Annotated in this window: 22 protein-coding genes; 5 read left to right on the top strand and 17 right to left on the bottom strand. The window is 64.4% G+C overall.

Annotated elements, in window-relative coordinates; genetic code table 11:
- Nucleotides 1–7: 7 nt before the first annotated feature.
- Entirely contained in the window at nt 8–1,180 is a 1,173-nt protein-coding gene (locus tag P2T60_RS15720; RefSeq protein WP_276280181.1) for a phosphate ABC transporter substrate-binding protein, read from the bottom strand.
- A 436-nt stretch (nt 1,181–1,616) separates the two neighbouring features.
- Between P2T60_RS15720 and thsB the strand changes: the two genes are divergently transcribed.
- Complete coding sequence (gene thsB, locus P2T60_RS15715; RefSeq protein WP_382210178.1) at nt 1,617–3,272, top strand: thermosome subunit beta; 1,656 nt, start codon at nt 1,617–1,619, stop codon at nt 3,270–3,272.
- A gap of 218 nt (nt 3,273–3,490) precedes the next feature.
- On the top strand, nt 3,491–4,486 hold the full coding sequence (locus tag P2T60_RS15710; protein WP_276280179.1) for an ornithine cyclodeaminase family protein: 996 nt from the start codon (nt 3,491–3,493) through the stop codon (nt 4,484–4,486).
- A 24-nt stretch (nt 4,487–4,510) separates the two neighbouring features.
- Here P2T60_RS15710 and P2T60_RS15705 read toward each other — a convergent pair whose 3' ends face one another.
- Entirely contained in the window at nt 4,511–4,756 is a 246-nt protein-coding gene (locus tag P2T60_RS15705) for a DUF7535 family protein (protein ID WP_276280178.1), read from the bottom strand.
- A gap of 79 nt (nt 4,757–4,835) precedes the next feature.
- A complete protein-coding gene (locus P2T60_RS15700) occupies nt 4,836–5,441 on the bottom strand; it encodes an OsmC family protein (RefSeq protein ID WP_276280177.1) in 606 nt (201 codons plus the stop codon).
- Nucleotides 5,442–5,658: 217 nt separating this feature from the next.
- Between P2T60_RS15700 and P2T60_RS15695 the strand changes: the two genes are divergently transcribed.
- Nucleotides 5,659–6,126: a hypothetical protein gene (locus P2T60_RS15695; RefSeq protein ID WP_276280176.1), complete on the top strand. Its 468-nt coding sequence runs from the start codon at nt 5,659–5,661 to the stop codon at nt 6,124–6,126.
- 1 nt (nt 6,127) lies between these two features.
- Here the strand turns inward: P2T60_RS15695 and P2T60_RS15690 are convergent, their stop codons facing one another.
- The 12 genes from P2T60_RS15690 to P2T60_RS15635 all read right to left on the bottom strand — a co-directional run bounded on the left by P2T60_RS15690 (nt 6,128) and on the right by P2T60_RS15635 (nt 16,254).
- The gene (locus P2T60_RS15690; RefSeq protein WP_276280175.1) at nt 6,128–6,565 is read right to left on the bottom strand and encodes a hypothetical protein; all 438 of its coding nucleotides are present in this window, start codon (nt 6,563–6,565) and stop codon (nt 6,128–6,130) included.
- A 71-nt stretch (nt 6,566–6,636) separates the two neighbouring features.
- Complete coding sequence (locus P2T60_RS15685) at nt 6,637–7,089, bottom strand: peroxiredoxin (protein ID WP_276280174.1); 453 nt, start codon at nt 7,087–7,089, stop codon at nt 6,637–6,639.
- 38 nt (nt 7,090–7,127) lie between these two features.
- A complete protein-coding gene (locus tag P2T60_RS15680) occupies nt 7,128–7,571 on the bottom strand; it encodes an Hsp20/alpha crystallin family protein (RefSeq protein ID WP_276280173.1) in 444 nt (147 codons plus the stop codon).
- A 388-nt stretch (nt 7,572–7,959) separates the two neighbouring features.
- Nucleotides 7,960–8,772 (bottom strand): prephenate dehydratase, encoded by an 813-nt coding sequence (gene pheA, locus P2T60_RS15675; protein WP_276280172.1) that lies wholly within the window; start codon nt 8,770–8,772, stop codon nt 7,960–7,962.
- 151 nt (nt 8,773–8,923) lie between these two features.
- Complete coding sequence (locus P2T60_RS15670; RefSeq protein WP_276280171.1) at nt 8,924–9,055, bottom strand: hypothetical protein; 132 nt, start codon at nt 9,053–9,055, stop codon at nt 8,924–8,926.
- 97 nt (nt 9,056–9,152) lie between these two features.
- Nucleotides 9,153–9,362, bottom strand: a complete 210-nt coding sequence (locus tag P2T60_RS15665) for an HVO_0649 family zinc finger protein (RefSeq protein ID WP_276280170.1) — start codon at nt 9,360–9,362, stop codon at nt 9,153–9,155.
- 140 nt (nt 9,363–9,502) lie between these two features.
- Nucleotides 9,503–10,927, bottom strand: a complete 1,425-nt coding sequence (lpdA, locus tag P2T60_RS15660; RefSeq protein ID WP_276280169.1) for a dihydrolipoyl dehydrogenase — start codon at nt 10,925–10,927, stop codon at nt 9,503–9,505.
- A 209-nt stretch (nt 10,928–11,136) separates the two neighbouring features.
- A complete protein-coding gene (locus tag P2T60_RS15655) occupies nt 11,137–12,651 on the bottom strand; it encodes a dihydrolipoamide acetyltransferase family protein (protein ID WP_276280168.1) in 1,515 nt (504 codons plus the stop codon).
- Between the two features lie 3 nt (nt 12,652–12,654).
- Nucleotides 12,655–13,656, bottom strand: a complete 1,002-nt coding sequence (locus tag P2T60_RS15650; protein ID WP_276280167.1) for an alpha-ketoacid dehydrogenase subunit beta — start codon at nt 13,654–13,656, stop codon at nt 12,655–12,657.
- Between the two features lie 3 nt (nt 13,657–13,659).
- Nucleotides 13,660–14,781 carry a pyruvate dehydrogenase (acetyl-transferring) E1 component subunit alpha gene (gene pdhA, locus P2T60_RS15645; protein WP_382210183.1) on the bottom strand — a complete coding sequence of 374 codons (1,122 nt, stop codon included), beginning with the start codon at nt 14,779–14,781 and terminating at the stop codon, nt 13,660–13,662.
- A 295-nt stretch (nt 14,782–15,076) separates the two neighbouring features.
- Complete coding sequence (gene lipA / locus P2T60_RS15640; protein WP_276280165.1) at nt 15,077–16,024, bottom strand: lipoyl synthase; 948 nt, start codon at nt 16,022–16,024, stop codon at nt 15,077–15,079.
- Nucleotides 16,025–16,116: 92 nt separating this feature from the next.
- A complete protein-coding gene (locus P2T60_RS15635; protein ID WP_276280164.1) occupies nt 16,117–16,254 on the bottom strand; it encodes a hypothetical protein in 138 nt (45 codons plus the stop codon).
- Nucleotides 16,255–16,477: 223 nt separating this feature from the next.
- Between P2T60_RS15635 and P2T60_RS15630 the strand changes: the two genes are divergently transcribed.
- Nucleotides 16,478–16,816, top strand: coding sequence for a DUF378 domain-containing protein (locus P2T60_RS15630; RefSeq protein WP_276280163.1), 339 nt, complete (start codon nt 16,478–16,480; stop codon nt 16,814–16,816).
- 244 nt (nt 16,817–17,060) lie between these two features.
- On the opposite strand, the gene P2T60_RS15625 is transcribed toward P2T60_RS15630, so the two are convergent.
- A complete protein-coding gene (locus P2T60_RS15625) occupies nt 17,061–17,696 on the bottom strand; it encodes a class II aldolase/adducin family protein (protein WP_276280162.1) in 636 nt (211 codons plus the stop codon).
- A gap of 160 nt (nt 17,697–17,856) precedes the next feature.
- On the opposite strand from P2T60_RS15625, the gene P2T60_RS15620 reads away from it, so the two are divergent.
- Complete coding sequence (locus P2T60_RS15620) at nt 17,857–19,254, top strand: MATE family efflux transporter (protein WP_276280161.1); 1,398 nt, start codon at nt 17,857–17,859, stop codon at nt 19,252–19,254.
- A 5-nt stretch (nt 19,255–19,259) separates the two neighbouring features.
- Here P2T60_RS15620 and P2T60_RS15615 read toward each other — a convergent pair whose 3' ends face one another.
- A complete protein-coding gene (locus P2T60_RS15615) occupies nt 19,260–21,608 on the bottom strand; it encodes a DEAD/DEAH box helicase (protein ID WP_276280160.1) in 2,349 nt (782 codons plus the stop codon).
- Between the last annotated feature and the right edge of the window lie 119 nt (nt 21,609–21,727).

Raw genomic sequence — 21,727 nt, 5'->3', positions numbered from 1 at the left:
CGCTACCTTACGCTTGGTCGGGTAGCTTGCCCTTCTCCTTCTCGATGTCCTTGTCCGGGAGCGGGATGTAGTTGTTCGCTTCCACGAACACCTTCTGACCGAACGTGGTCAGGAACATGTTGATGAACGCGGCTTCGCGCTTGTCGACACCGTTGGGGTGTTCGTCGGTCTTTTTCGTGTACATGTGGAGGTCCCGGTTGAGCGGGTACGAGCTGTCGAAGATGGTGTTGCTCGCGCTCTTGTCGGGCTTGTAGGTCGTGCCGTCGAACTCGATGGCGATGGGTTTGACTTGCTTGCCCGTGAACGCCAGCGCCATGTACGCGATGGCACCCTCGTTCTGCTGGACGACGGTCTTGACCTGCTGGTTCTGACCCTTCCGGGTGTCGACGCCCGGCATCGGGGCCTCGGCGTCACCGAGCATGTTGAGGCGGAACGCGGTGTCGGTACCCGACCCCTCGGCGCGGCCGATGCAGTAGATTTCCTTGTCGGGACCGCCGACTTCCTTCCAGTTGGTAATCTCGTCCTGATAGATTTTCTTGACTTGCTTGCCGGTGAGCTTCTGGACGCCAGCGTCCCAGATGTCCTTGCTCACGACGACGGGCTGACCGTCGCGGCCGACGACGTGGTCGACGTAGTTCTCGTCGCGCTTCTTTTCGCTGATGCCGAGTTCGGCCGTGATGGGACCCGAGGAGTTACCGATGTCCACGAGACCGTCTCGGACGGACTTACAGCCAGTTCCGGAGTGGCTCAGGCCGACCGTCGTCGGGAACGGCGGGTTGGCCTGCTTACCGGTTGGCTCGAAACCGTAGAGACCGGCGAAGTAGTCGGCGAGACGCTGGTCGGTCTCGATTTCGCTCCATCCCGGAACGGTACTCTCGCTGTTCGACCCCCAGTACTCGCCGTCGCTCGGCGGCGCGTTCGAGTTCCAGTAGGAACTCCCCTTGTTGGAGATGGGGTACACCGTCGAGGACCCCTCGGCGCTGAGCATCGACGTGTCCATGCCGCCGGAGTTCTCCTGAGTCTCCTCGTTTCCGGAGTCGTCCCCAGCGGTCGTGTCTTCGCTGGAGTCGTCCGAGCCACCGGTACAACCGGCGAGCGCGGTCGTCACACCTGCCCCAGACGCGAGTAGGAACATCCGGCGCGATACGTCGTCCGACTGCCGTCCTTTATCGAACGTCATCAGGTAATGAGAACCCGAACTAGATTAAGTACCCTTATAATTCCAGCATATAACGGGCTGATTCGGTAATATCTGGTCTGAGCAGAAGGATGCAAAGGATACCCATGGAGATTCTATATAGAAGGCGACACGTAATCGCGGTTCCGAGCCAGACGGAAATCACGGGAACGTCGTCGTACTTTTTCGTCGTTCTATCTCCGCATCAACCGATTACGGACTCGAAATTAATACTTTCGGCCAGATAATGACATATAAACCCCCGAGCGATTATCGGAGGGTTCGGCGGCGGTTCCGTGTCAACGTTTCCCAGAGAAATGACCGGTACCGAGTTTCTTCGCGTCGATTTCCGGTGTGTCCGTGTAACGTTTCGGCACGTTACCAAGTGTCGTAGAAGAAAAGGTTTATATAGAATCACAATCATATCTTCGGATGTACTATGAGTCAGCGAGGACAGCGAATGCAAGGCCAGCCGATGATAGTAATGTCCGAAGAGTCCCAGCGCGTCAAGGACAAGGACGCTCAGGAACACAACATCACCGCCGCCCGCGCGGTCGCGGACGCGGTGCGTTCGACTCTCGGACCCAAAGGGATGGACAAGATGCTCGTCGACTCGATGGGCGACGTGACCATCACCAACGACGGCGTGACCATCCTCAAGGAGATGGACATCGACAACCCGACGGCCGAGATGATTATCGAGGTCGCCGAGACCCAAGAGGACGAGGCCGGAGACGGCACCACCACGGCCGTCGCCGTCACGGGCGAACTCCTCAAGAACGCCGAGGACCTCCTCGAACAGGACATCCACCCGACGGCCATCATCAAAGGCTTCCACCTCGCCAGCGAGAAGGCCCGCGAGGAAATCGACAACGTTGCCGAGGACGTTGACACCGACGACGAGGAACTCCTCCGCAAGGTCGCCGAGACCTCGATGACCGGCAAGGGCGCGGAACTCAACAAGGAGGCGCTCTCCGAAATCATCGTCAACGCGGTCCAGCAGGTCACCGTCGACAGCACGGTGGACCTCGAATACGTCAAGACCGAGACCCAGACCGGTCGCTCGGCGGGCGAGTCCGAACTCCTCAAGGGCGCGGTCATCAGCAAGGACCCGGTTCACGACAACATGCCCAAGAGCGCGGTCGACGCCGACATCCTCCTGCTCAACGAGGCCGTCGAAATCGAGGAGACCGACGTTGACACCAGCGTCAACATCGAGGACCCCGACCAACTCCAGAGCTTCCTCGACCAAGAGGAAGAACAGCTCAAGGAGAAGGTCGAGAAAATCAAGGCGACCGGTGCCGACGTGGTCTTCTGTCAGAAGGGCATCGACGACATGGCCCAGCACTACCTCGCCAAGGAAGGCATCCTCGCGGTCCGCCGCGTCAAGAAGTCCGACATCGGCTTCCTCAAGGAAGTCCTCGGCGCGAACGTCGTCTCGGACCTCGACAGCGCCTCGGCCGACGACCTCGGCAAGGGCGACGTGAGCCGCGACGACGACGACGAACTCTTCTACGTCGAAGGCGAGGACAGTCACGGCGTCACCCTCCTCCTGCGCGGTTCGACCGACCACGTGGTGGACGAACTCGAACGCGGCGTCACCGACGCCCTCGACGTTGTGGCCCAGACCGTCTCGGACGGCCGCGTCGTCTCCGGCGGCGGTGCCATCGAAGTCGAAGTCGCGGGCCGTCTCCGCGACTACGCCGACTCCGTTTCGGGCCGCGAACAGCTCGCGGTCGAAGCGTTCGCCGACTCGCTCGAACTCGTCCCGCGCGTCCTCGCCGAGAACGCGGGTCTGGACTCCATCGACACGCTCGTCGACCTGCGCTCGGCCCACGAGTCCGACGAGAAGCGCGCGGGCCTGAACGTCCACAGCGGCGACATCGAGGACACCCTCGACGCTGGCGTCGTGGAACCGGCCCACGCCAAGGAGCAGGCCGTCTCCAGTGCTACCGAGGCCGCGAACCTCGTCCTCAAAATCGACGACATCATCTCCGCTGGCGACCTCTCGACCGACAAGGGCGACGACGAGGCTGGCGGACCCGGCGGTGCTGGCGGTATGGGCGGCATGGGCGGCATGGGCGGCGCGATGTAAGCTAGGCCCCGAGTCTAGCTCCGCCGTTTCCGAGCCATCTACTGCACCGACCGACCGCCGCGTCGAATCGAACGCTGTCACCGACACTCCGCGTTTTCTTTCGAGTTCCTGCTTCTTCCGAGTCGAACGTCAGGCGAGTGTTCAGTTCAGTCGGCGAAGGTTGCGCGATTCGCCGGGTTTAGATAGTTTATAGTGGCCACGGAGTCCATCAGCAACGTATGGACACGCTGTTGCTGAATCAGGAAGCCGTAGACGAGAATACCCAGATGCCCGACGTGATTCGGGCAGTCGAAGACGCCTTCGCCGCGTACGCCCGCGGGGACGCCCAGATGCCCGCCAAATCCTACATCGACCTGCCCCAGTACAACGGCGACTTCCGGTCGATGCCCGCCTACCTCGAAGCAGACGACTGGGACGCCGCCGGAATCAAGTGGGTCAACGTCCACCCCGACAACCCCGAGGAGTTCGACCTGCCGACGGTGATGGGGACGATGGTCTACTCGAACCCCGAGAACGCCTTCCCGCTGGCAATCATGGACGGCACCGAACTCACGATGAAGCGGACCGGTGCGGCCGCCGCCGTCGCCACCGACTACCTCGCCGTCGAGGACGCGACGACGATGGGCATCGTCGGCGCGGGCGTCCAGTCGTACACCCAACTCGAAGCAATCTCGGAGATTCGACCAATCGAGGAAGTCGTCGTCAGCGACTTGGACGAACAGCGAGTCGCCGACTTCATCGACTACTTCGAAGGCGAGTTCGAGGTCCGGGCCGGGTCCATCGCGGAGGCCGCCCAGTGCGACGTTCTCTCGACGGTGACGCCCGTCGAGGACCCCATCGTGACGCGCGAGGACATCGGCGAACACACCCACGTCAACGCGATGGGCGCGGACGCCGAAGGCAAGCACGAACTCGCCGACGAGATTCTGCTGGACGCCAAACTGGTCATCGACGACCACGCCCAGACCACCCACTCGGGCGAAATCAACGTTCCCTACCACGAGGGCGTTCTCTCGGACGACGACATCTACGGCGAAGTCGGCGACATCGTGGTCGGCGACTTGGAGGGCCGGACCGACGACGACGGCATCACCGTCTTCGACAGCACCGGTCTCGCCATCCAAGACGTGGCCGCGGCCCACGTCGTCTACGAACACGCCGACGAGAACGACAACGGCTACCCCTTCGACCTCATCGGCACCGGCACGCAGTAGTCCGTTCGCCAAGACTCGACCGTTCTACAGGTCCTCCGTCGGCGCTTTCCGGGCGAAGTAGCCCGTCACCTTCGAGATAACCCAGACGATGGCGATGAACGGCAACATCGGAATCAACAGGACGACTAGCCCGAGGAAGTACACGATTCCGATGGTCGTCATCTCGGTGTCGGGCCGTCCGCGGTAGGGCGGCGTGACCGTCCGCGCGACCTTTTTGACCGGCGCTGGTATCGCGTCGTCGTCTGCTTCGTCGGAACCTCCGGCACTCATGAAGAGACGTATCGACGGCGGGAGAAATAAGCGTTTGTGGCCGGAACGCGGGCGTTCACTAAACGTAGCGGTCGGCGAATCAGGCCGCTTGCGCGTCTTTCACGCGAACTTCCGGCGTCATCTCGTGGGACCGTGACATGAGGTTGAACACCGGGGAGCGAGCCACGCCGTTCCGAAGCGTCTCGGCGTCCGCGTCCGTGAGGTCCGGCCCGGCGACTTCCACGTCGATGGCGAAGTCGTCGTACACGTCGCCAGCGTCGTCTGCGTCCCGGATGCCGAAGAAGGCACGCGGGTCGAGGGTCACGCTGACCTCGGTTTCGAGGTTCTCGAACTCGATTTCGTTCTCCATGGCGACCACGTCGAGGGTGGCGTTGATGCACCCTGTGAGCGCCGCCAGCGCGACTTCGACCGGTTCCGGCCGGTCGTCGGGGTCCACGAACCCCGCGTCCCTCTCGACTTCCTTGAACGCGCCGAGTTGGAAGGTGTACTCCCGAGTCGCCCGGCGTATCTCGTCGCCGCCGTAGCTGTATCCGTCGATTTTCGCCAGCGTGTGCATCGGCCGCCCCTCGTCGATACCCGTCGCGCCGAGTCCGAGCATCACGTCGTCGGGGTTCTCGGTGCCGTGTTCGAGGAACGCCGCGAACTGTTCTAGGTCTACTCCGTGCTTGATGGTCTCTGAGGCCATACGAGAGAGTACGCCGAGCCAGTTCTTAATTATTTTTCATTATGTTCTAGAGGGTCCGCGCGTAACGGTCCCGCGTCTGCACCGCGAACGATTACACGACGGCAAGTAGACGCTTTCGGGCGGGTGGTTGGCAACCGACAGGTCGAGGAGAAGTCCCGACACCGGTAGGTCCGGCCAGTCGAAACGTTGAGGTGCCGCCCGCGAGTCGGACCAGCTCGTGGGCGAGTTCGCCGACGCGGTTCGAGACCGACTCCGAGACGCCCTCGCGGAGCGACGGCCGTCGCTTGACTGGGAGACCGAGTATCGGGTCCGGCGGACTCCCGTGGACGTGGTGGGCACGAGCCCAGACCGGTTCGTCACGGTCGAAGTCGAGTGGCGACGGGCAGACCCCGTGAACAACACCGCGAAGCTATTCTACTACGCCGACGAGGGCGAGGTGGACGAGTACGACGAGGTGGTCGTCTGCCAACTATTTTCGGGTTACTACGACCTCGCGTCGGGCGGCGTGTCCTCGAAGCGCGAAGTCGCGGAGTTCGTCGGCGAGACGGCCGCCGAGTCGGTCGAACACGTCTCGTTTCACCCCCTGCGGATTCCAATCGACCCGCCGAAGCGCGGCGGTGACTGGCCGCAGGGATGGCGCGTGCGGACCAACGAAACGGCCGCCGAAGTCGGGTCGCTTCTCTGATTCACTCGCGGGCGTCCGGTCGCTCCGGGCCGAGGAAGAACCGGAATCCGAGACCGTAGACCAGTCCGTACGAGAGCGCGAGCGTCAGCGCGTAGGCCACGCCGACCCCGAACAGCGGGAGCGTCCGGCCGACGCCGAGGCGGTCGAACAGCGGTGGCACGCCGAACGGGAGCAGGAAGCCGAGAACGAGCATCGTGAGGACCACCTCGACCCGCCGGTCGTGCGCGCCCGCGGCGGGCGCGCACGACCCGACCCACAGGTACCCGGCGAGGAAACTCGCAACGACGACGGCGACGAACGCGGGCGAGAGGTCGAGGGCGACGGCGGTCCGGGTGGCCCGAAGGTACCACGCGACCGCGAGAAATCCGAACAGGAAGACGTACGCGCCGGTAATCGCCCACTGAAGACCGCCGACGAGTCTGGCTCGGCGCGAGGACACGTCCGCGGTTCGGCGCGGCCGGGAAAAACGGTATCGGCGATTTGAGTACCCGCGACCGGGCTACCGGCGGGTCACTCCAGCGCGACCAACTCGTCGTCGAGCATATCGCTCAGGACCGCTCGGGCGTGGCCGTCGGGGTCCACGCCCTCGTAGACGGCCTTCACCTCGCCGTCTGCGAGGACGAAGGTGGTACGCGGGGTCGCGCCCCGCGAGGTGTCCACGTCGAAGGCGTCGGCGATGTCGCCCTCGGGGTCGGCCAGCAGGTCGAAGCGGAGTTCGTACTTCTCGGCGAACTCCTCGTGGCTCTCGGCGTCGTCGGTCGAGACGCCGAACACCGAGACGCCAGCGTCGTGATAGCTCTCCAGTTCGGCGTCGAACTGCTCGGCCTCGACGGTGCAACCGGGCGTGTCGTCGCGCGGATAGAAGTACAGCACCGTCGGTTCCGAGAAGTCGGGCGCGATGGTCTCGCCGCGCTGGTTCTCCGCCTCCACGGTCGGCGCGTCGTCGCCTGTGTCGAGCGTCATGCCCGAGGGTTGCGCGCGGGACCGGAAGGCGTTTGCGCTTAGCTGATGTCGATGTGGTGGGAGTCGCCTTCCTCGGCGCTCATCTTCGGGAGCGTCACGGTCAGCACACCGTTTCGGTACTGGGCCGAGATGCCTTCCTCGTCTACGTCCTCGGGGAACGTCACCGAGCGATTCACCGCGCGGTGGCGGCGCTCCTTCCGGATGTACTGGCCGTCGTCTTCGTCGGTCTCCTCGGACTCCTGTTCGCTCTCGGCACGAATCTGGAGGTGGTCGCCACGGAGCGTCACGTCGATGTCGGACTTCTGGTAGCCCGGCAAGTCCGCGGTGACGACGAACTCGTCGCCGTGGTCGGCCACGTCCACCGACGCGCCGCCGTCGCCGAGGTCCCCCATCTCCATCCCGCCCATCGACTTCTCGAACTGGCGGCTCATGCGTTCTATCATCTGTTCCAAGTCCTCGAACGGATTCTTGCGTCCTGCCATAGTTCCCCCGACTGGAGTCCAACGCCATCGGTCTTAAAAATTCAGTCGCCGCGAGCGTCGGCCTCCGGCCGACGCGGACGCTCGGTGAGAAAACCGCCGGAACGCCCCCGACTGACCAACCGCCGGAACGCCCCCGACTGACCAACCGCCGGAACGCCCCCGACTGACCAACCGCCGGAACGCGCCCGGGCAACTAACCGCTGTGGGTGGGATAAAGGTGCCGCCCGCTCGCGGGCCGAAGGCCCGTGGTCGTCTCAGCGACCCCTCTCGGAGGTGAGCGAAGCGAGCTGGAGAGATGTCGCTGAACGACCGCGAGCGGGCGGGCAGAGACCTTCCCTGCCTCCAGAAAGTACCGAGTCACCGAGTAGCCAAAACCGGCCGAAGCGAGTCAGTACAGGACGTGTTTCGTGTCGTAGGACCCGAGACGCCGGACCCACCCGTTCTCGGCGATGTCCTCCAACTCCGCGATGGCCTCCTGCGCGCGGCCCTCGTAGAGTCCCACCGAGAAGTCGAGGTGGAACACGTAGTCGCCGAGGCGTTCTCCGCTCGGTCGGGACTCGACGCGGGTGAGGTTGATGTCCCGGTCGGCGAACGGTTCGAGCAGTTCGAGCAGGAGACCGGGGTAGTTGGCGTTGGGGTAGACCACCAGCGAGGACTTGCCGCCCGCCTGCGACCGCTCGTCGGTGGGCGCGATAACGAAGAAACGCGTGGCGTTGGAAGTCCGGTCCTGAATCCCCTCGGCGACGACCCGCAGGTCGTCGTCGCCCTCGGCGTTGGCCGGGTGGCCGATGCCCGCCACGTCGGGGTTCTCGCGAGCGTGTTCGACGCCGCGGGCGGTGCTGGCGACCGCTTCGAGGTCGGCGTCGGGGTACTCGGTTTCGAGATACGACCGGCACTGCGCAAGCGCTTGGGAGTGGCTGGCGACGACCGAGAACTCCTCGCGCCGGGCGAGCAGGGCGTGACGGATTGGGGTGACGATTTCCTGCACGGCGGCGACCTCGCGGTCGCTCAGGGCGTCCAGCGTCTCGGTGACGCTCCCCTCGATGCTGTTCTCTATCGGGACGACCCCGCGGTCGTACTCGCCGTCCGCGACGGCCTCCACGATGGCGGTCACGGACTCGCGGAACGCCACGTCGTCGGCGACTGCGCTGGCGGCCCGGTGGGAGTAGGTTCCCTCGGGTCCGAGCGTGACTGCTTGCATGTGCCCGGTTGTTTCGCGGTGGACGCTAAAAGGCCGTCGGGTGTGACAGATTTTCGGCCGAAGAACAAAAGCAAGTTATCATTATCTTATCCATAGAATTTCCGTTGTCTAGCATCGATAATTCGTTCTAAGAGGCAAGCAGTGCTTCGCCTCACGTCTCGTTCTCTAACTCCGTCTCGCTCAGTGGAATCGCGGTGTGAGTTGGCCCGTCCACGTCGATGTTCTCGACGACTTCCCAGCCGTGTTCGTTCTCCGACGACTCCCCGGAGTCCGACGGTTGCATGTCTCGGAGAGACCGCTACCGCCGTATAAATCGGTCCAGACGCGGACGGAGCGCGGACCGTCCGGTCGTCGGGCCGCGAACGACGCCGCGGCGGGCGTCACTCCCCGCCGAGGCGGAACGTCCGTCGCCGGACGTGGCCGCAACTCGGACAGAGGTGGCGGTACTGAATCCGGCCGCCCGTGGTCTCGACGAGCCATCGGCCGTCGGCGTCGTCGTACCCGCACTTGGGACATTCGAGGTCGTCGCGGTCGAAGCGCGTCCGGAGTCGCTCGAAGGGGGAGTGGCCGCCGGTTCTGGAACGAGACATGCCACGGTATTCGTTACCAAGTAACATAATAGTTGGCTAGGGTACGGTGCCAGTGAGTCGTTAGTTCCACCGAGTGTATCGGTACGTTGCCCGACTGGGCGTCCGCCGGTAAAAACGAGAAAGCCGAGACGCGAACTCCGTTACCGATTCAGCGTGTGAATCGCGTGTCCGAGGGCGTTCTCGGCGGCCTCCATCACGGCCTCGCTGAGGGTCGGGTGGGTGTGAATCGTCGCGGCCACGTCCTCCAGCGTCGCGCCCATCTCGATGGCGAAGCCGAGTTCGGCGATGAGTTCGGAGGCCTCCGGGCCGACGATTTGCGCGCCAAGCAGGAACCCGCTCGGTTCGTCCGCGACGACGCGGACGAACCCGTCGGCGTGGCCCGTCGTGAGCGCCCGGCCCGAGGCGTTGAACGGGAACTTACCCACGACAGGTTCGAAGCCCTGCTCTTGGGCCTCCTGTTCGGTCATGCCGACCGTGCCGATTTCGGGGTCGGTGAAGACGGCGGCGGGGACGGCCTGATAGTCCAGCGCCGAGGGTTCGCCCGCGATGACCTCCGCGGCGACCTGCCCCTCCTTGCTGGCCTTGTGCGCGAGCATCGGTTCGCCCGCCACGTCGCCGATGGCGTAGATGTGGTCCACGTTCGTCCGGGCGCGGTCGTCGGTCTGGACGAAGCCGTTCTCGTCGGTCTCGACGCCCGCGTTCTCCAGTTCGAGCGTGTCGGTGACGGGTTCGCGCCCGACGGCGACCAGCACCTTCTCCGCGCCGAACTCCGAGACGGTGCCCTCCTCGTCTTCGGTCCGGACGGTGATGCCGTCGCCCGACTCCTCCCACCCGCTGGCGGCCTCGCCGAAGTGGAAGTCGATGTCCAACTCCTCGGCGCGCTTCTTGACGGGGCGCGCGAGGTCGTCCTCGTAGCCCGGAAGCACGGAGTCCAGCATCTCCACGACGGTCACGTCGGTCCCCAACTTGGCGAAGACCCCCGCGAGTTCCATCCCGATGTAGCCCGCGCCGACGATGACGAGGCTCTCGGGCACCTCCTCCAGCGCAAGCGCCTGCCGGGAGTCGAGTACCGGGTCGTCGCCGAAGTCGAAGCCCGGCACCTCGATGGGCCGACTTCCAGTCGAAACGATGGCGTGTTCGAACTCGACGGTCTCGGAACCCTGTCCCTCGCCGCCGTGGACGATGCGGGCCTTGTCCTCGCTGGCGAACTCCGCGCGACCTTCCATCAGTTCGACGCCGTTGGCCTTGCAGAGCTTTTCGACGCCGCCGGTCAACTGGTCAACCACGCCGTCTTTCCAACCGACCATCTCGCCCATCTCCACCTCGGGGTCGGCGTAGATGCCCATCTCCTCGGCGTGGCCCGCCTCGTGAGCGAGGTCCGAGGCCGTAATCATCGCCTTCGAGGGGATGCATCCGTAGTTGAGGCAGGTCCCACCGTAGGCGTCTTTCTCCACCAGCGTCACGTCCAAGTCCAACTGGCCCGCGCGAATGGCGGCGACGTATCCGCCCGGTCCCGCGCCGATTACTAACACGTCCGTTCCCGTCGAGATGTCTCCGACGACCATATGTTTGGAAACTCGTCCTTCTGGGTAAAAAATCAGGTGGATTTTGCGGCGAGGCCGTCGTGTTAGCAATTCACGGATGTTCGGCGGGAGGAGTACGTCGGTTCTTCTGTGAATCTTCGGCGCGTGCCAGCGCGACCACTTGCGGGTCGCAGTCGTGAGACCAAAGACCGGAACCGACACAGCGCAAAAAACGAGCGAAAGACGCTACCTTACTCCAGAAGCAGGAGTTCGGGGTTCTCGACGTACTCGATGAACGTGTTGGCGAACGCCGCGGCGTCGGCACCGTCCACGATGCGGTGGTCGATGGACAGCGAGATGGGGAGGGTGTGTTTGGCAACGACTTCGCCGTCCTCCACGACGGGGCGCTGTTTCAGTTCGCCGATGCCGAGGATGGCCGCTTCGGGGTAGTTGAGGATGGGCGTGGCGTACTCGCCGCCGATAGCGCCGAAGTTGGTGACGCTGAAGGTCGAACCCTGCAGTTCGTCGCGCGAGATGGAGCGGTCGCGGGCCTTCTGGACGACTTCGTTGACCTCGCTGGAAATCTGAAGCAGGCCCTTCTGGTCTACGTCGTCGACCACGGGCACCATGAGTCCGGCGTCGGTCGCCGTCGCCACACCGACGTTGTAGAACTTCTTGCGCAGGATTTCGCCAGCCTCCTCGTCGAGTTCGGCGTTGAGTTTCGGATGCTGTTTGAGCGCGGCGACCACGGCCTTCATGACGAACGGCATGTAGGTCAGGCGGATGCCCTGCTCTTCGGCCTTGGGCTTGAGTCGCTCGCGGGTGTCCACGAGATTCTCCACGACTGCGGTGTCGTGGTGGGTGACGTGGGGCGAGGTGTACTTCGACCGAGACATCGCGTCGCCGATGGTCTTGCGGACGCCCTTGTACTGGATGCGCTCGACCTGTTCGCCCGCCGGGGTCGCGGCGGCAGTCTCGGCCTGTTCCTGCTGGGCCTGCTGTTGGGCCTCGGCGTACTGCATCACGGCCTCGCTGGTGACGAACGCCTCGCCGTCTCGCTGTTCGGTCGCCGGGACCGCGTTCAGGTTCACGCCCTGTTCCTCGGCGATACGTCGGGTCGCGGGCGCGGCCAGCGTCCGGTCGCGGTCGGCCGACTCCGGTGCGGGTCCGCTCGTGGCACCGCCGGTCGATTCCGGACTCGGGCCGCCGGTCGAACCCGAGGAGTCCATCGGCGATGGGCCTTCCGTGCTTCCGGAGGTGTCCTGCACGTCGGGCGACTCGGCGGCCTGTCGCACGTCCTGTTCGGTCACGCGACCGCTCGGACCGGTTCCTTCGACCGTGGCGATGTTCACGCCGAGTTCGCGGGCGAGTCGGCGTGCGCTCGGCGCGGCGAACACGCGGCCCTCGCCGGTCGAGACTTCCTCGTCGGCGGAGACTTCGGGTTCTTCTGCGGTCTCGGTCTGGGACTCGGTGGACTGCTCGCTCGTCGCGCTCTCGGTCGTCTCGTCCGCGGGTTCGGCTTCCTCTCCCTCCACGTCGAAGGTGATGATGACCGACCCGACTTCCACGACTTCGCCCTCTTCGGGGATGATTTCCCGGACCGTGCCGTCGACTGGCGAGGGCACCTCAACGATTGCCTTGTCTGTCTCGACTTCGGCGACCGCTTGGTCTTCGGTAACGGGGTCGCCCTCTTCGACCAGCCAACTGACGATTTCGCCCTCGGCGACGCCTTCGCCAACGTCGGGCAGTTTGAATTCTCGTACCATGATTCAGAAACTCACGGCGTCCCGGATGCCTTCCTTGATGCGGGCCGGTTCGGGTAGGTAGTAGTCTTCGAGCGCGTACAGCGGGAACGGCGTGTCGAATCCGGTGATGCGCTCGACGGGGGCCTCCTGATACAGCAGGGCCTCCTCTTGGATGATGGAGGAGATTTCCGCGCCGAGTCCGCCGGTCTTCGGCGCTTCGTGGACGACCGCCGCCCGGCCCGTCTTCTTGAACGACTCCACGATGGTCTCCTCGTCGAGCGGCGAGACGGTCCGTAGGTCGACGACTTCTACGTCGATTTCGCCCTCCAACTGCTCGGCGGCCTCGACGGTCGGTCGAGTCATCGCACCCCACGTGAACACGGAGATGTCGGTCCCTTCTGTCCGGACGGCGGCCTCGCCGATGGGCACCTCGTAGGATTCGGTCGGCACGTCGCCGCGGAACGCCCGGTAGATGAGTTTCGGTTCGAGGAACATCACGGGGTCGGGGTCGCGGATGGCCGACGTGAGCAGACCTTTCGTGTCGTAGGGCGTGCTGGGGATGACCACCTTCAGACCCGGCTGGTGGGCGAAGAACGCCTCGGTCGATTCGGAGTGGTGTTCCGGCGCGCGGATGCCGCCGCCGTAGGGCGCGCGGATGACCATCGGGCAGGTGAACCGGCCACGGCTACGGGTCCGCATGCGCGCGGCGTGGCTCACGATTTGATCGAAACCGGGGTAGATGAACCCCATGAACTGGATTTCCGGAATCGGTTTCAGGCCGTAGGCCGCCATCCCGATTGCGGTCCCGATGATGCCCGACTCCGCCAGCGGCGTGTCGATGACGCGGTTCTCGCCGAACTCGTCGTAGAGTCCTTCGGTCGCGCGGAACACGCCGCCGTTCTTCCCAACGTCCTCGCCCATGACGAGTACGTCGTCGTCCTGTTGCATCTCGGTGTACAGTCCGTCTCGAACCGACTGAACCAGCGTCAGGTTCTCGGTCTCTTGCTCTTGTTCTGCTTGGCTCATTGTTTAGTCCTCCAGAAGTGCCTCGTCGCCGTACTCGTCTCGAATCCGACCGAACCAGTCGAGTTGTTCCTGTAGCTTCTTCGGCATGTCGGCGTAGACGTGCGCAAAGATTTCCGCGGGGTCGGGACGCTCGACCGCTTCGGCGGCGTCGATGGCGTCCGCGACTTCCTCTTTGACCTCCTGTTCGATGGCTTCGACCTTCTCGTCGTCGAGAACGCCGCGGTCACGCAGGAACGACTCCAGTCGCGGGATGGGGTCTTTCTGCTTCCACTTCTCCACCTCGTCGTCGTCGCGGTAGACCGACGGGTCGTCGGCCGTGGTGTGTGCGCCGTAACGGTACTGGACTGCCTCGATGAGGGTCGGACGCAGGTCGTCTTCGCCGGGGTTCTTGGCCTTCTCGATGGCGTCCTTCGTCGCCTTGTAGACCGCGAGGGGGTCCATGCCGTCCACCTGCACGCCCTCGAAACCGTAGGCTTGGGCCTTCTGCGCGATGGTGGCGGAGGCGGTCTGGCGCTCGCGCGGGACGGAGATAGCCCACTGGTTGTTGTTACAGAAGAACACCGTGGGGGTGTCGAAGACGCCCGCGAAGTTCAGACCCTCGTGGAAGTCGCCTTCGCTGGTCGCGCCGTCGCCGAAGTAACAGAGAAACGCCTTGTCCTCGCCCTTGAGTTTCGAGGCCCACGACGCGCCCGTCGCGTGGGGAATCTGGGTAGCAATGGGCACCGCGACGGTGAAGATGTTGGCGTCGTCTGGGATGGCGTTACCCTGCTCGTGGCCCATCCAGTACAGCAGGGTCTGTTTCAGCGACAGGCCGCGGACGAGCGCCGCGCCGTGTTCGCGGTAACTCGGGAACAACCAGTCGTCGTCGGCCAGCGCGTGGGCGCTTCCGATTTGGGCACCCTCCTGTCCGGAGAGCGGCGGGTACGTTCCCATCCGCCCCTGTCGGTTGAGCGAGACCGCTCGCTCGTCGAAGTGACGGGTGAGCTTCATCTCGCGGTACATGGCCACCATCTCCTCGTCGGAGATGTCGGGCACGTCCGCGCCCTCTACCACGTTGCCGTCCTCGTCGAGGACCTGTACGCGGTCCTGGGGGTCTTGGTGTACAATACTCACGGTCGAACCCATCCTGACATATCGAATAGGTCACGGCCACGCATTATAGGGTTTTCGTAACTAACTTTCCATAGGTACGATTCTTGCGGGAGTTTCCAGTGGAAATCCTCACTTCTCTCGGCCGTAATCCCTTTTTTCTAAATTTTTTCCCGAAGCAGTAGACGTTTGTCGTCCATCGTCGCAATTTAGGGGGGTCTGGGTGAACGAACGGCAAGTATTGCGTGAATCGCGGCGCAAATTCGTTTTTGGCGACACGACGGTCGAAACGGTCGGAAACGGAAGTCGAACCGCAATCGGCGAGAGTGAATCAGTCGGAGGCGGTGACGCTGTTGCGGGCCTCGCGGCGGGCCTGTTCGACCGACTTGCCGTCCCGAATCACGGCGTCCACGAACAGTTCGCCCGCCTTGTACGACGACCGGACCATTGGACCGCTGGCGCAGTAGAGGAAGTCGAGTTCGTCCTCGGCGACCCGCCGCCACGTCTCGAACTTCGAGGGATGGACGTAACTCGACACGTCGAGGTGGTCGCGGGAGGGTCGGAGGTACTGACCGAGAGTCACCACGTCCACGTCCGCCTCACGGAGGTCGCTGAGCGTCTGGTAGACCTCGTGGTCGTACTCGCCGACGCCGAGCATGATGGAAGTCTTGGTGTAGATGTCGGACTCGCGTTCGACCTGTTCTAAGACCGCGAGGCTCTGTTCGTAGCCAGCGCGTGGGTCCCGGACCGGTTGTTGAAGACGCTCGACGGTCTCGACGTTGTGCGCGATTACGTCGGGTTCGGCGTCGATAATCTTCCGAATCAGGTCCGCCTCGCCGCGGAAGTCCGGGATGAGGACTTCCACGAGGATGGAGGGGTCGCGCTCCTTGATTTCCCGAATCGTCTGGGCGAAGTGGGCCGCGCCCTGCCCCTCCAAGTCGTCGCGGTCAACGGAGGTCAGGACCACGTAGTCGAGACCGATTTCGGCGACGGCGCTCGCCACGTTCGCGGGTTCGTCGGGGTCTAGCGGTTGCCCGCCGCCGGTGTCCACGTCGCAGAATCCGCAGTTGCGAGTACACTGGTCGCCCATCAGCATGAACGTCGCAGTGCCTCCCGACTCGGAGTTCTTTCCGCTCCAGCACTCGCCGAGGTTCGGACAGTTGGCCTCCTCGCAGACGGTGTTGAGGTCGTGGTCGCGCAGGGTCTGCTTGATGCCCGTGAACTCCCGGCCCGAGGGCGGTCGCATCTTCAGCCAATCGGGTTTCCGGCGGCGACTCATTGGGCGTGTGTTGGGCGCGGGTGGTGAAAAGGATAGGGTATTCCGGTCGTAGGTGGGCGTTTGGTCGATTTTGGTGCGGCGGGGTGGATTTTTTACGAGTGTGTTCGCAGTTGACGCGATGGTGTGGTCGGGAGGAAGTACCGGTCGCGGGCGCGCTCCTCGTCGCGCTGTTCGTGTTTGTCCTCGGCCGCCGCGTCGCGTGCAAGCAACTTTTTTATTTCCTGAAGCATTGTTTTTCATCTCTTTAAATATCTATGCCTATCTTTCCGGGTCGGCGCGGAGCTAGTCTTTCGCCGCTCTCGTCTCTCACCGACGAGTCGCGGACCGACTCGAAGAGACGCAACCGAAACCGCCTAGTCGGAGTCCCGCGGAACGATTCGAAACCGAAGTACGGCACTGTTCCGTCGCGCTAAGGCCCGAATAACAAAGCCCGTCAAAACCGTACCCCCGAACATGAAGACCAACGGTCTCGACTGGCTCGCCATCCTGCTCACCGCCGTCGGTGCCATCACGTGGGGCATCCTCGGCGTCACCGGACTCACGGGCGAGGCAGTCAACGTCGTCGCGCTGGTGCTGGAACCCATCTTCAGGCCCGGTCCGGCACAAACGGTCGAGTACCTCGTCTACGTCCTCGTCGGCGTGGCGGGCGTCTACCTGCTGTACACCGGCTATAAGATGGGTCGGGCGAGTCGGCGGGCCGCGCGCGAGCGCCGCCAGCGCGACGCGACGACTCGGACCGACGCGACCACACGCACCGACACGGACACCGAGAACACGAACACCGAGTCCTGAGCGTACCGGGCGGACCTTCAGCAAGTATCCTCTTGCTGGACGTAACTTCCTCGACAACAATCGGTCTCACAGCAATCGTGAGCCTCACACCTCCCCAGCCTCCTCACTCCCGCGCAGAGCGCGGTCGTTCAGTCCCTCGCGCGGAGCTGGAGCGACACGAGAGTCGCTCCAGCACGCGCCGGAGACTGAACATGGGGTTCGAGGGCACGAATCATGGGAGTCGAGGGCACGAATTGCGACAGGTTCAATCTTCGTCCTGCCCGTAGCCCTCGAACTTTTCGGCCACGTCTCCCATCTCCTCGGCGCTCAACTGTTCCGGTTCGCCGAACGCCTTCGCCTGACAGTAGATGCGGGCCGTGTACTCCACGTTGACCGCGGTTTCGAGCGCGGCGTCGGCGTCCTCGCCCGTCACCAGCAAGCCGTGGTTGGCGAGCAAGCACGCCTCGGCGTCGGCCGCGTCCATCGCCGACACCGCGTTTTCGGCGAGTTCGGCCGTGCCGTAAGTCGCGTAGTCGGCGACCGGAACCGTCGTTCCGGCGAGCGCGAGCATGTAGTGGACCGGCGGAATCGGCTCCCGCAGAATCGCCAGCGTCGAGGCCCACGGCGAGTGCGTGTGGACGATAGCCCCCGCGTCGAACTCGCGGTAGACCGCGGCGTGCATCGGCGTCTCGCTCGACGGGGCAGTCCCGCCGCCGACCTGTTCGCCCTCCAGAGAGACCACGGGCACGTCTTCGGCGTCGATTCGGTCGTAGGCGACGCCCGTCGGCGTGACCGCGAATCGGTCGTCCCGACGGACGCTCAGGTTTCCGGTGCGGCCGGGCGTGAGGCCCGCGAGGTCTGGCGCGCGGGTGGCGACCGCGCGGCGTTCCGCTCCAAGCATGGTACGTTTCGACCGAAGAGAGGTAACTATATATTCTCCCCGACCAGAAATCGGATTAACAGTTAGATGGGTGTCATGGAACGGCGTATCGAATCACACAGACACATCGGAAAATTTATCATCAGTAGCGGCATTCTATCATTGTCGAAGAAGGGGAAAAATGGTAGGCGTATCGCGGGAGGAAATCACCGATGGTTCGCTCGTTCGTTCCCTGCTGTTTCTCGCAGCACCGCTAGTCGTCCAAAATCTCGTACAAGTAGCCCAGCAGATAGTAGACACGTTCTGGGTCGGACGACTCGGCGAGAACGCAGTCGCCGCCGTCGGCGTGAACTTTCCCGTGATAGCGCTCATCTACAGTGCCGCCATCGTCGTGTCCACTGGGACGCAGGTCATCGTCTCCCAACGCGTCGGGGCCGACAACACCGAGGAGGGATGCCGAACAGCGTTTCACGGACTGACGTTAGGGTTTCTGAGCGGGAGCGTCGTCGCGGTACTCGTCATCTTCAGTGCCGAGAACATCATCGAACTCCTAATGTCCGGAAGCGAGGTGACGACGCTCGCAGTCACCTACCTCGGGACGTACATGCTCGGCTTCCCCTCGTCGGTGATGAGCGACGCGCTCGAAGGGGGATTCGTCGGATGGGGCGACTCACGGGCCGCGATGTACGTCAACGTCATCGCCGTCGTCGTCAACATCGGACTCGACCCGTTCCTCATCCTCGGATGGGGACCGTTCGAGTCGATGGGGGTCCGCGGCGCGGCGCTGGCGACGGCAATCGGTTACACCGTCGGGTTCCTGTTCGCACTCGGCCTGTTCCTGAAAGGCCGGAGCGGGTTCGTACTCCGCCGAGAGGCTGTCGGCTTCGACTTGGACGTGTACCGGGAAATCCTCGAAATCGGGGTTCCGACCGGTGCCCAGCGAAGCCTCAGCCAGTTGGTCCGCGTCCTCATCATCGCGCTCGTCTCGGCGGTTGGCGGGGCGGCCGCAGTCGCGGCTTACACGGTCGGGGCGCGAATCTCCAGCGTGGCGTTCATCCCGGCGCAGGGACTCTCGGGCGCGGCCCAGAGCATAGTCGGCCAGAACCTCGGCGCGGACAAGCCCGACCGGGCGTGCCGGACGACGTGGGTCGGTGCGGCCATCGCCGCGGTCGGTCTCACGCTCGCGGGCGTCGTCCAGTGGGTCGCGCCCGAGATGCTGGTCAACGTGTTCGTGCCCGACATGACCCCCGACGGATTCCGCCTGACCGTCGATTACCTCAAGATTCTGGTTCTCGGCTACTGGGCGCTCGGCGCGTCGTACATGTTCAACGCCGGATTCAACGGCGCGCGCCGGACGAAAGTCAGCATGGTCATCGGACTCCTGAAGTACTGGGCAATCAGGCTCCCAATCGCGGCGGTCGGGGCGCTCTGGCTCGATTTCGGCGTCCACGCGGTGTTCTGGGCGGTCACGCTCTCGAACGTCATCGGTGCGACCGGCGCGGGTATCTACTACTACTACACGACCAACAGAGGGATGTTGAAGCGCGCCGCGGAGAAAGCGAGCGCGAGCGCCGACTGACCTGATTAGCGAACCCGAACCGTCCGCGAGTCGGTCGCCGGAAGGACGGGCAACTCGGGAAACGCGACTTCGACGACGTACTCCATCTCGTCGGCGGTCCCACCGAAGACGCCCACCGGAACGGTCGTCTCGCCGTCGAGGTACGTGGTCGTCTCTGTCATCTCGACGCCGTTGACGGTCACACGGATTCCGGCCTGCGCGCCGTCGCCCGCGTTCCGCACCGTGACCTCTCGCATGTCGTTTTCGCCCTGCGGAACCGAGTCGGGGAACGAACCCCACTCGACTTCGACGCGAGGCAGGTCGCTGGCGCTTTCGAGGACCGCCTCGGCGACTCCGGCCGAGAGACCCGCATCCACGAGTCCGTCTTCGCCCGCCTCGCGCACGTCCGCGGGCGTGGCGATGCCCTCTTTCGCCAGCTTACTCGCCCGACCCGAACCCACGCCGTCGATTGCGGTCAGACCCACCGCGTCGGAACTCACGCCGTGTTCGATGCGGGCCTCGACCCGGCGCGCGAGGTTCGCGGCGCGAGGTCGGTCGAAGCGTTCTAAAAAGGCGCGAAGCGCCGCGAGCAGTCGGAGCGCGTTCTGGGTGATGACCCACGCGTCGCTCCGGAGTTCGCCGGGCGTCGTGCCCGTCATGGTGGAGCGCAGGATTGCGAGAATCTTGCGCGCGCCGGGGTCCAAGTCGCCCGCGTTCTGGCCCACCAGCACCGACTCGACCGCTTCGCGTTCGGACTGGCGGGCGCTCACGCTGTCGAACTCCGCGGCGTCCGCGACGGTCCGGAGTACCTCGGCGGTCCCGATGTCGTCGCGCTCGGCGAGGTCACGGAACTCCCCGGCGGTGTCGAGTCGAAGGTAGAACTTCGAGGCGAGTCGGCCGAGCGCCGTGGCCGACACGTCGAGACCCTCGCCGGTCTCCACGAAGCCCCGTTCCACGAGACGTTCGAGGGTGTCCCGAACCCGGTCGCGGAGGTTCTCGAAGCCGTACTCGTCGGGTTCGGTCCGCGCTCGGACGTAGTAGAACGTGGTTTCGAGCCACTCCATCACGTCTTCGAGACCCCGGATGGTCCCCATGGCGATTTCGGCGTTGAGGTGGGCGTCCAAGTCCGCTTCGAGGCGCGACTCGATTTCCTTCCCCTCGCGCAGGAGGCGTCGGTACTTGTCGGCCTCGGCGTGGTCGCAGACGACCCATCCGTAGCCCACGTCGTCGTACTCGGGGCGTCCGGCACGGCCGAGCATCTGGAGGATGTCGAGCGGACTCATGTCCACCTCGCCTTCGAGGGGGTCGTGAAGCTTCGTGTCCCGCAGGACGACGCATCTGGCGGGGAGGTTGACGCCCCACGCGAGCGTGGAGGTCGAGAACAGGAGCTGAACCTTACCCTGCTTGAACCACTCTTCCACCCGGTCCTTGTCGCCCTTCGAGAGACCCGCGTGGTGGAAGGCCACGCCGTCCAGCACCGACTTCCGGAGCGTGTCGTTCTGGAGGTCGTCGGCCTCGTTGTGAAAGTCGTAGTCGCCGCGCGCGCCCATCGGAACGTCTCGTTCGCCGATTTCGTCGCGGGCCTTCTTCGCGGCCTGTACGGTGTCCTGCCGGGAGGAGACGAACACGAGCGCCTGCCCGTCGTCGCGGATGTGCGGTTCCGCGAGGTCCAGCGCCCGGTAGAGTCGGCGGTACTTGTCGGCGAAGGAGTTGTCGCCGTGGGTGTAGGTCTTGACCCCCGAGTTGAGGTCTACCGGCCGGTAGTCGTCGCCGAACTGGAAGGTGTTTTCCGGGGGTGCGTCGAGCCAATCGGCCACGTCGGAGACGTTGGGCATCGTCGCCGAGAGCGCGACCACGCGGGGGTCCGAGAGTCGCCGCAGGCGCGAGACGGTGACTTCGAGGACGCTCCCGCGCTTCTCCGAATCGAGCAGGTGAACCTCGTCGATGACGCAACAGTCCACCTCGCGGATGAAGGCGTACCGGCGCGAATCGTGCTTGCGGGTCGCCGAGTCGGTCTTCTCGGGGGTCATCACGAGGATGTCGGCGCGCTCGGCCCGTCGGGGGTTCAGGTCGCGTTCGCCCGTGACGACGTAGACGGAGTAGCCCAACTCCTCGAACCGCTCCCACTCGCTCTCCTTCTCGTTGGTCAGCGCGCGCATCGGCGCGACGAACAGCGCGGTGCCGCCCGCTTCGAGGGTCCGACAGATGGCGAGTTCCGCCAGCGCCGTCTTGCCGCTGGCAGTCGGCGCACTCGCTACCACGTTCTCGTCGGTTTCGAGGAGCGCGTCTACGACCTCGCGTTGCATGTCGTTGAACTCCTCGAACGGGAACACCTCGGCGAACTCGGGGTCGGGGACTGCCTCGGCGACTTCCATCGTTCGTCTCACGGGGTCGGGGGAGGAAAGGCGTTTCTCTCTCGGAACGGCGGGGTCGGAATCAGGGACGGATTCGCCAGCGGAAGTTCGCGCGTCGAGGGACCTCGTGAGAGTTGTCT

Source organism: Halorussus caseinilyticus, from assembly GCF_029338395.1.
Lineage (GTDB): Archaea > Halobacteriota > Halobacteria > Halobacteriales > Haladaptataceae > Halorussus > Halorussus caseinilyticus.
The sequence above is the reverse complement of the archived record's forward strand: the minus strand, read 5'-3'. Positions and strand labels throughout refer to the sequence as shown.